This window comes from Burkholderia sp. Ac-20353 (assembly GCF_017104785.1).
Taxonomy (GTDB): domain Bacteria; phylum Pseudomonadota; class Gammaproteobacteria; order Burkholderiales; family Burkholderiaceae; genus Burkholderia.
In genome coordinates this window covers 1-9,774 of sequence record NZ_JAAGPL010000270.1, presented here as the reverse complement: position 1 = coordinate 9,774, position 9,774 = coordinate 1, and the positions used below count along the sequence as shown (strand labels likewise).

Genomic DNA, 9,774 nt, shown 5'->3' with positions numbered 1-9,774 from the left:
CATGCGCAGTCCGTGCGCGCGTTGCAACTGCTCGCAGGCGACTTTGCGCGCGAAGCGCCCGGCGACGGGCTGACGCTCGACACGATCGCGATGGCCCCCGTCGCGCCGGGTGCGCCGAGCGCGCTGCTCGAGCGGCGGCCGGACATCCGGCAAGCCGAGGCGCGGCTCAAGGCCGCGAACGCGCAGATCGGCGCGGCGCGTGCGGCGTTTTTCCCGCGTATCGCGCTGACGACCGACGTCGGCTCGGTCAGCGACGCGTTCTCGAGCCTGTTCGCGAGCGGCACGAGCGTGTGGACGTTCGCGCCGAGCATCACGCTGCCGATTTTCGCGGGCGGTCGCAATCGCGCGAATCTCGACGTCGCGACCGCGCGCAAGCACATCGCGGTCGCCGAATACGAGAAGAGCGTGCAGGTCGCATTCCGCGAAGTGGCGGACGCGTTTGCCGCGCGCGACTGGATCGACGCACAGCTTGCCGCGCAGCAGGCTGTGGTCGAAGCGGACGGCGCGCGGCTGAAGCTCGCCGAACGCCGCTACGGCAGCGGCGTCGCGACCTATCTCGAACTGCTCGACGCACAGCGCAGCACGTACGAATCCGGGCAGGAACTGATCGGCCTGAAGCAACTCCGGCTCGACAATGCGATCGCACTGTACCGTGCGCTCGGCGGCGGCTGGTCGCAGGCTGCGGAGGCGGCCGGCGCCGATGTGTGACGGCGTCGCGCCGCGTTCGTCCTATCCGCTGATCTGACCGCCGTCGTCGCGAACGCGCGGCGGCGCGTCGGGTCACGCATCGCCGCGCATCGACACGGTACGGCCCGCCTGTTCGCGTCGCCCGGTGCACCCGGCGCGGCGCAGCAACCCCGCTGATTCCTTCTTTTCCACTCCCGTCTGCAGCCGTGCACGCGTGGCGATTCGCGTGTCGTCGCGTGTGTCGATCTGCGCGTCATTACGCAACATTCATATGAATGGCGACCTTGCTAACACATTACATTCGTGCCAGGAGAGTGGCGTCAAAATGACGCGGTTTTAACGTTCCAATCTGTCGCGCAAACGATTGCGAGAATGAAAATGGGGCACGACACTAAAAAGTTAATTTCCTAATAATTGAAAATTCAGCGGTGGCATGTTGCGCGCATACAGTTGACGAAGAAGCCGTCCGGCATTTTTCCGGGGTGTACTCGAAGCCGTGGAAGCCAATGCAGAAAAGGATGTGGCGGGAGGTTTCAGGTTCGTATGAAAAATATTGTTAATCTTCATATGGTTTCGTCATTGAAGCCAGGACTGCAGATCAAAATGGCCTGATTGAAAACGGTTGGGAAAGAGTGGCGAATGATCGGGTGAATGCGCAATTGTGAGATCGGATTTAACAATGCTTTACAAACAACTTTCGTTTTTATCTCAATAATGCACGCCTCGTGACGGACGGAGCGCACCACACGCCACCGTTTGTGTCCGCCACGTCATTCATTTCTTCAGCCACTCATACGGAAACGACCATGAAAAAACCCCTCCTGTCCGCCATCGCACTCGCGGCGCTGTCCACCTCGGCCTTCGCGGCAGGCACCGGCACGGTGAACTTCACGGGCGAGATCGTCGCTGGCGCATGCGGCATCGACTCGGGCTCGGTCAACCAGACCGTGAACCTGGGCAAGGTTCCGACCAACGTGTTCAAGCAGGCTGGCGACAAGTCCACGCCGACCAGCTTCGACATCAAGCTGACCGACTGCGACACGAGCGTCGCGCAAAACGCGTATTTCACGTTCACGGGCACGTCGAATGCGGCGCAGCCGAAGCTGCTCGCGACGATCGGCTCGGCGACCAACGTCGGCATCCGCCTGCAGGGCGCATCGGGCGAATACCTCGACAACGGTGCCGAGCAGAAGGCGCCGACCCTGCTGCAGAAGGGCACGAACGTCGCGCGCTTCGCGGCGATGTATGAAGCGACGGCAACCGGCGTGACGCCGGGTACCGCCGACGGCGTCGCGAACTTCACGGTCCGCTACCAGTAAGCCCCCCCGTGCAGGACGAAGGGTGCGTGCACCCTTCGTCCTTCTTTTTTTCTCCCGCCATTTTTCCTTTCGAGACCTCGGTAGCGCCGTTTTGCGAATCAGACATTCCTTCCTTTGCGTTTGCCTGCTGGTCGTCGGCAGCCAGAGCCATGCGACGGAATTCAATTCGTCGTTCCTCAGCATCGACGGCACGAGCAACGTCGACCTGTCGCAGTTTTCGCAGGCCGATTTCACGCTGCCGGGCGAATACATGCTCGACGTGCAGGTCAACGATCTGTTCTACGGGCTGCAGACGATCGCGTTCGTCGCCGGCGACGCGTCGGGTGGCGGGCGTCCCTGCCTGCGGCCGGAACTCGTTGCGCAGTTCGGCCTGAAGCCGTCGCTCGTGAAGGACCTGCCGCGGTTCGACGGCGGACGCTGCGTCGACCTGTCCGCGATCGAAGGCGTGACCGTGCGCTACCTGAAGGGCGATGGACGGCTCAAGATCACGATTCCGCAGGCCGCGCTCGAATACACCGACGAGTACTACCTGCCGCCGGAGCGCTGGAGCGACGGGATTCCGGGCGCGATGCTCGATTACCGCGTGATCGCGAACACCAACCGCAATTTCGGCTCGTCCGGCGGACAAACGAATGCCGTGCAGGCGTACGGGACGATCGGCGCGAACCTGGGCGCATGGCGCTTTCGTGGCGACTATCAGGTGCAGGCCAATTCGGGCAACGCGGCCTACCAGGACCGCAGGTTCCGCTTTAGCCGGCTCTATGCGTTTCGCGCGCTGCCGTCGATCCAGTCGACGGTGTCGTTCGGCGACGACTACCTGAGCTCGGACATCTTCGACACGTTCGCGCTGACGGGCGCGACGATCCGCAGCGACGACCGCATGCTGCCGCCGTCGCTGCGCGGCTACGCGCCGCTGGTCTCGGGCGTCGCGCGCACCAACGCGACCGTTACCGTGTCGCAGCAGGGCCGCGTGCTGTACGTGACGCGCGTGTCGCCGGGCGCCTTCGCATTGCAGAACATCAACACGAGCGTGCAGGGCACGCTCGACGTCGCGGTCGAGGAAGAGGACGGCACGGTGCAGCGCTTCCAGGTGACGACCGCGTCCGTGCCGTTCCTCGCACGCCAGGGGCAACTGCGCTACAAGGCCGCGGTCGGCAAGCCGCGCCTGTTCGGCGGTGCCGGCATCACGCCGTTCTTCGGTTTCGGCGAGGCCGCCTACGGCCTGCCGCTCGACGTCACCGTGTACGGCGGCTTCATCGCCGCGTCCGGCTATACGTCGGTCGCGCTCGGCGTCGGCCGGGATTTCGGCACGTTCGGCGCACTGTCGGCCGACATCACGCATGCGCGTGCGCGGCTGTGGTGGAACGGCGCGACGCGCAACGGCAACTCGTACCGGATCAACTATTCGAAGCGCTTCGAGTCGCTCGATGCGGACGTGCGCTTCTTCGGCTACCGCTTCTCCGAGCGCGAGTACACGAACTTCTCGCAGTTCTCGGGCGACCCGACCGCGTTCGGCCTCGCGAACAGCAAGCAGCGCTATTCGGCGACGCTGTCGAAGCGTTTCGGCGGCACGTCGACCTATTTCTCGTACGACCAGACGACCTACTGGGCGCGGCCGTCCGACCAGCGCATCGGCCTCACGCTGACCCGCGCGTTCTCGCTCGGTGCGCTGCGCCACGTGAACGTCAGCATGTCCGCGTTTCGCACGCTGGGCGCGGCCGGCGGCGGCAACCAGTTCTCGGTGACCGCGACGCTGCCGATCGGCGACCGCCAGACGCTCACGTCGAGCGTGACGACGGGCAGCGGCAGCACGAGCGTGAACGCCGGCTATATCTACGACGACCCGGACGGCCGCACGTACCAGGTCTACGGCGGCTCGACCGACGGCCGCGCGGCCGCGAACGCGAGCTTGCGCCAGCGCACGTCGTCGTACCAGCTCACCGCGCAGGCGTCGACGGTCGCGAATGCATACGCGGCCGCGTCGCTCGAAGTCGACGGCTCGTTCGTCGCGACGCAACACGGCGTGACCGCGCACGCGAACGGCAACGCGGGCGACACGCGCCTGGTCGTGTCGACCGACGGCGTGCCCGACGTGCCGCTGTCCGGTTCGTTCGCCCGCACGAACGGGCGCGGCTATACGGTGCTCGACAGCATCTCGCCGTACAACGTGTACGACGCGACGGTGAGCGTCGAGAAGCTGCCGCTCGACGTGCAGGTGACGAACCCGATCCAGCGCATGGTGCTGACCGACGGCGCGATCGGCTTCGTCAGGTTTTCCGCCGCGCGCGGCCGCAACCTGTTCGTGACGCTGGCGGACGCGGCCGGCAACGTGCTGCCGTTCGGCGCGTCGGTGCAGGACGCAGCGAACGGCAAGGAACTCGGCATCGTCGGCGAGGACGGCGCCGCGTACCTGACCCAGGTGCAACCGAAATCGTCGCTGGTCGTGCGCGCGGGCGAACGCACGCTGTGCACGCTCGACGTGCTGCCCGACCAGCTCCAACTCGAAGGCACGCCGATCCCGGTGACGTGCCAGCCGTCCGGCGAGTCGCATGCGGCGACGAACCGGACCGAACGATGACTCAATGGATCCTGCGATGAACCTTCTTTCCTCTCTGTTCCTGCGGCGCGCGTCGTGCGCGCTCGCGACCGCCGGCGCGTTGCTGGCCGGTGCGCTTTCGGCCGGTGTGTTTTTGGCCGATGCAGCGCACGCGTCGATCGTGCCGGACCGCACGCGCGTGATCTTCAACGAAGGCGAACAGGCCGCGATCGTGACGATCACGAACAAGAGCGCAACCTTTCCGTATCTCGTGCAGTCGTGGATCGAGGACGCGGACGGCAAGCGCATCACGTCGCCGCTGATGGTCGTGCCGCCGCTGCAGCGCGTCGAGGCGAACGAGCGCAACGTGCTGCGGATCGCGAAGCTGCCGGGCGGCGCGCTGCCGGCCGACCGCGAATCGGTGTTCTACCTGAACATCCGCGAGGTGCCGCCGAAGACCGACATACCGAACTCGCTGCAGATCGCGCTGCATACGCAGATGAAGCTGTTCTACCGGCCGAAGGGCGTGCAGCCGGCGCGCGACCAGGACCCGACGCTGCCGATGACGGCGCGCGTCGACAGCGCCGCGCACAAGCTCGTGTTCGACAATCCGACGCCGTTCCATGTGACGGTCGTCGAAGTGACGTCGGGCGCGCAGAAGACGCCGGTGCCGTTCGATCCTGTGATGGTCGCGCCGATGAGCACGGCGGACGTGCCGTTCAAGGGCGCGGCGCCCGCGACGCTGTTCGTCACGCACATCGACGATTACGGCGGCCAGGTGGCGGTCGAGTATGCGTGTGATGCGGGTGTGTGCAAGAGCGTGAAGCAATGAGCGGGGGCATGCGAAGCGGGGTGGCGCTGCGGATGCCCGGCTGGCTCAGGTGGTGCGTGCTCGCGCTGTTCGTCGTGCTTGCGCAGCCGGCGTGGGCGGTGCGCTGTGTCGCGAACGGCGGCGGCACGGTGCTGACGGAATCGATCGGCAACGTTGCATCGTATCCGACCGACGCGCCGGACGGATACGTGATCTGGGTGTCGCCGCCGCGCACGACGACCGGCTATTGCTACAAGGATCTCGGCGGCAAGATGGCGGAGTTCGGGGAGTGGATCTATTTTTACGCGAACCCCGAGAAGCAGAACCCGGCGGCGTGGGGGCTGGAGATCGGTATCCGCTATAACGGCGAGGATTACTTCGGCCGCAGCAGCCAGCCGGGCGACGGCGTGCAGACCAAGACTTACGTCGAGGCCTGTGAGTGGTTTCCGAATTGCAAGAAATTTCCGCTCAGCATCACGTATCAGGTCGTGGTGCGCAAGCGCGGTTCGTGGGTGCAGCCGCCGTCCGACATCTACGCGGTGTTTCAGTTTGATGGCAAAGGCGGGCTGAACTACATCAACCCCAGCTTCCGGTACAAATTGAGCGGCCTGCAGAAACTCAAGCCGACACCTTGCCTCGTCGACGTGACGGTGTCGCCCGAGTTGGGCATCGTCAATTTCGGGCAGGTGCAGGCATCGGGCAACGGGTTCCTGCCGGCCGTGCCGCGCAAGCGATTTTCGCTGACGCTGAACAAGAAATGCAGCGTTCCGGTTCGGGTCGACGGCTACTTCGAGCCGCAGAAGGGCAGCGTGGAAAACGGCTTGCTGGTCCCCGCCCAGGACAGCAACTTCGGCATCGGCATCGAGGACAGCCAGGGCAGGACGATCCGGTTCGGCGAGCAATTCACGCTCGCGCAGCTTCCGGCCAGCGTCGCGAGCCAGAGCGTGATGCTCGACGCGGTGCTGAAGTCGTTCGGACGGCCGAAGATCGGGCGATTCGAAGCATCGGCGACGGTGCGGATATTCCTGTACTGAATGCAATGAAGGTCAGGCCGAATGCGTGCCGGGACCTATACTGGATTCACCTGACGAAACCGGAGGCAAAGCATGAGCGTCCAGGTTGCTGCCAATGAGCCAACAGGTGCGACCCAACTGGTCACCAGGGCGTACGCCAGGCTCCTGCTGGCTGGCTTTGCGCTGGTGCCCGCGTATCTGATTGCCTACCTGTACTTCTTCCAGGATCCGTCGCTGAAATTCGAGAATCACGCCTTTCACGAGCTGGCGATCTCAGCCGCGACGCTCGAAGGCGTGTTCGTCACCTATGTCTGCTGGCGTTGCTATCGCGTGTCGGGCGAGCCGTTGCTACGCTGGCTTACGCTCGGCTTTCTGGGCTTTTCTCTGATCTACGCGTTGCACGGTGTGTTCACCGGTATGGCGCATCACAATATCTGGCTGTTCCTGCTGTACGGGCCGGCGTCACGGCTGACCATGTCGATCCTGATTTTTGTCGGGCAGCTTGCCTATAGCCGCAGGGCCGACAGCGAAACAACCCGCACCGATCGGCGCGCGTGGATCACATGGATCGCGCTGTTCGGGCTGATCGACCTGGCGGTCGCCGCGCTCGCGTACTCGCCGGTGGCCGGCGACCTGTGGGTGCGCCTTTCGATGGAGGGAGGCGCACTGGTGTTCTCCACCGTGAACGTCCTCGCGCTGGTCGTGCGTCGCATCCGCTCGCCGCTGATGACGATCTACGGAATTTCGGTGATGTCATTCGCGCTTTCGTCGCTCGCCTTCATCCTTGGGCGGCCGTGGAATCATATGTGGTGGCTGGCACATGCGATTTTTGCTGCCGGCTTCTTCCTGCTCAGTTTCGGTGTGGTGCAGGCTTTTCACACGACGCGTTCGTTTTCGAAGATCTATAGCCAGGAAGAGCTGTTTGCGCGGCTGAGAGAAGCGATGGGCAGGACGGAGAGAGCCCTGCAGGAACTGCAGCGGACCAACGAGAAGCTCGAACATATGGCCGCAACGGACCCGCTCACGGGCGCGGCCAACCGGCGGCAATTCATCGAAAGCGTGGAGGCGGAAATTACCCGCGCGAAACGCAATGGCGCGCCGTTCTCGTTGCTTGCGCTCGATCTCGACCATTTCAAGGTGATCAACGACAGTTACGGGCATCAGGCGGGTGACCAGGTGTTGCAGCGTTTCGTCGCCAAATGCCTCGATGCGATCCGGCCGTATGACGGCGTCGCGCGAGTGGGCGGGGAGGAATTCATGGTGCTGCTGCCGCAAGCCGCGCTGGATACCGCCCGGTCGATTGGTGAGCGCATCCGCGCGGCGATCGCTGGCGCGCCGTTTGAAGCAGGCGTTGGCGAGCCGATCGAGATCACCGTGAGCGTTGGCGTCTCCGAGTTCGGCCGCGACGGAGAGACGATCGACGCGATCCTGCGCAAGGCGGACGAACGCCTGTACCGCGCGAAGCATCAAGGCCGCAACCGTGTCGTTGCAGCGTAGTCGGAAATCCGACCAATCCGCGGGGGCATTTGCTAATCGCATTGAGAATGATTTGCGTTTACGTTAAATTTTGCTATCTCGAAATTTGACGGAGCGAATCGATGGCAATGGCGGAACTGCTCGAACGACCGGTCACGGCAGCGGCGAACCCGTTCCGCGGGAGTCCATCCGCTCGGCCGTCCAGGCCCGCGCCGCGGGCGCGCCGCACGGTCGGGCCGAGCGCGCAGGGCGCGCTGCTCGACGTGCTGATCGCCCATCGCGCGATGCTCGTCAACGTCGCGCGCGGCTTCGTCGGCTGTGCGAGCCGGGCCGAGGATGTCGTGCACGACGTGTTCGTGAAGCTTGTCGATTTCCCGAACCAGGATGCGGTGCGCCAGCCCGTTGCGTACGTGACGCGGATCGTGCGCAACGCGTCGATTGACGCATGTCGCCGCCAGAACCTCGAGAGCCTTTATCGCGCGGACGAGGGCGACGGTTTCGACGTGCCGTCGCCGTCGCCGACGCCCGAGGCGGCGCTGATGACGCGCGACGCGCTGCGGCGCGTGTGGGCCGCGCTCGACGACCTGCCGGCGCGCAGCCGCGCGGCGTTCGAGATGGTGCGGCTGCGCGAGGAAACGCTGCAGAGCACGGCGCGCGCGCTGAACGTGTCGCAGACGCTCGTGCATTTCATGGTGCGCGACGCCGAGCGCCATTGCGCCGAATGCCTCGACGCGTGTCATCGCGGTGTCGCATGCCCCGTGTTCTGCGGCGGTCGTGCGCGGCGCGGGTAAAACGAGCGCGCCGGCTGGCTATTCGTCCATTCGACCGGGGCGGACGATCCGCTCCGCTTCCTTCAACCGCTTCCTGCTTCCCGCTTTCCGACCATGACGCAAGCCACGACGCCTTCCGCCGCACTCGCCGCGCGCGGGTTGACGGTCGGCTATCGCGACCACATCGTGCTCGACAGCCTCGACCTGTCGATCGCGGCCGGCCGCGTGACCGCGCTGTGCGGCCCGAACGGCTGCGGCAAGAGCACGCTGCTGCGCACGCTCGCGGGCCTGCAGCCAGCGCTCGCCGGCCATGTCGACATCAACGGCCGTCCGCTCGCATCGTTCAGGCGCCGCGCGCTCGCGCGCGAGCTGACGATGCTCGCGCAGTTCAACCAGATTCCATCCGGCCTCACGGTGCGCGAGCTCGTCGCGTACGGGCGCTATGCATACGGCGGCTTCCTGCGCGGGCTGTCGCGCGCAGATCATGTCGCGATCGACGAGGCGCTCGCGACGAGCGGGCTCGCCGGCGACGCGGACCGCGACGTCGGTGCGCTGTCCGGCGGCGAGCGGCAGCGCGCGTGGATCGCGATGGCGCTCGCGCAGCAGGCGCCGATCGTGCTGCTCGACGAGCCGACCACCTATCTCGACATCCATCACCAGCTCGACATCCTCGACGCGCTGCGCCAGCTGAACCGTGCGCGCGGGCTGACGATCGTGTGGGTGCTGCACGACCTGAACCAGGCCGCCGCATATAGCGACGAAATCGTGCTGATGCGCGCGGGCCGCGTCGTCGCGCAGGGCACGCCCGACGCGATGCTCGATCCCGAGCGGCTGCGCGTGGCGTTCGGCGTCGAGATGCTGAAGCTTGCGCATCCGCAGACCGGCGCGCCGATGTGCGTGCCCGCGTATGGGCCGGCCGTCGTTGACGCGTCGCCGGCGGCCGCCGTATTCGACCGGGATCTCGCCACATGACGACGTTCGCGATGCGCAAGCGCCGCACGGCAGCCGTCGGCGGCCGGGTCGCGCAGCCGAGCCGCACCACGGCGCTTGCGATCGGCATGCTGCTGCTGATCGCGGGCGTCGCGCTGGCCTGTGCGGTCCGGCCTGACGCGCACGCGGCGAATTCCGCATCGCGCGCCGCACGCACGGCGCGCGCAATCGA

8 protein-coding genes and 1 pseudogene are annotated in these 9,774 nt (G+C 65.6%); all 9 read left to right on the top strand.

The features are described from left to right. Window positions 1–708: efflux transporter outer membrane subunit (locus G3N94_RS37310; protein WP_205799237.1), on the top strand; the 708-nt coding region annotated here is incomplete at its 5' end. A gap of 785 nt (window positions 709–1,493) precedes the next feature. Further along, window positions 1,494–2,006: a fimbrial protein gene (locus G3N94_RS37305; protein ID WP_205799236.1), complete on the top strand. Its 513-nt coding sequence runs from the start codon at window positions 1,494–1,496 to the stop codon at window positions 2,004–2,006. A 124-nt stretch (window positions 2,007–2,130) separates the two neighbouring features. Then, a complete protein-coding gene (locus tag G3N94_RS37300) occupies window positions 2,131–4,584 on the top strand; it encodes a fimbria/pilus outer membrane usher protein (protein ID WP_205799238.1) in 2,454 nt (817 codons plus the stop codon). A gap of 16 nt (window positions 4,585–4,600) precedes the next feature. Continuing rightward, complete coding sequence (locus tag G3N94_RS37295) at window positions 4,601–5,374, top strand: molecular chaperone (RefSeq protein ID WP_205799235.1); 774 nt, start codon at window positions 4,601–4,603, stop codon at window positions 5,372–5,374. Continuing rightward, window positions 5,371–6,387, top strand: a complete 1,017-nt coding sequence (locus tag G3N94_RS37290; RefSeq protein ID WP_205799234.1) for a fimbrial protein — start codon at window positions 5,371–5,373, stop codon at window positions 6,385–6,387. The genes G3N94_RS37295 and G3N94_RS37290 overlap by 4 nt, the downstream gene beginning before the upstream one ends. Window positions 6,388–6,459: 72 nt before the next feature. After that, the gene (locus G3N94_RS37285) at window positions 6,460–7,863 is read left to right on the top strand and encodes a GGDEF domain-containing protein (RefSeq protein ID WP_205799233.1); all 1,404 of its coding nucleotides are present in this window, start codon (window positions 6,460–6,462) and stop codon (window positions 7,861–7,863) included. A gap of 101 nt (window positions 7,864–7,964) precedes the next feature. Continuing rightward, on the top strand, window positions 7,965–8,633 hold the full coding sequence (locus tag G3N94_RS37280) for an RNA polymerase factor sigma-70 (RefSeq protein ID WP_205799232.1): 669 nt from the start codon (window positions 7,965–7,967) through the stop codon (window positions 8,631–8,633). A 93-nt stretch (window positions 8,634–8,726) separates the two neighbouring features. Next, window positions 8,727–9,584: an ABC transporter ATP-binding protein gene (locus G3N94_RS37275; RefSeq protein ID WP_205799231.1), complete on the top strand. Its 858-nt coding sequence runs from the start codon at window positions 8,727–8,729 to the stop codon at window positions 9,582–9,584. Beyond that, window positions 9,581–9,774, top strand: a pseudogene (locus G3N94_RS37270) (hypothetical protein); the annotation flags it as partial. The gene G3N94_RS37275 and the pseudogene G3N94_RS37270, both read left to right, overlap by 4 nt.

What these genes read in the sequence shown, in the direction of transcription:
- G3N94_RS37305 (WP_205799236.1), top strand. Translation starts at nt 1,494, where the DNA reads ATGAAAAAACCCCTCCTGTCCGCCATCGCACTCGCGGCGCTGTCCACC.
- G3N94_RS37295 (WP_205799235.1), top strand. Translation starts at nt 4,601, where the DNA reads ATGAACCTTCTTTCCTCTCTGTTCCTGCGGCGCGCGTCGTGCGCGCTC.
- G3N94_RS37290 (WP_205799234.1), top strand. Translation starts at nt 5,371, where the DNA reads ATGAGCGGGGGCATGCGAAGCGGGGTGGCGCTGCGGATGCCCGGCTGG.
- G3N94_RS37285 (WP_205799233.1), top strand. Translation starts at nt 6,460, where the DNA reads ATGAGCGTCCAGGTTGCTGCCAATGAGCCAACAGGTGCGACCCAACTG.
- G3N94_RS37280 (WP_205799232.1), top strand. Translation starts at nt 7,965, where the DNA reads ATGGCAATGGCGGAACTGCTCGAACGACCGGTCACGGCAGCGGCGAAC.
- G3N94_RS37275 (WP_205799231.1), top strand. Translation starts at nt 8,727, where the DNA reads ATGACGCAAGCCACGACGCCTTCCGCCGCACTCGCCGCGCGCGGGTTG.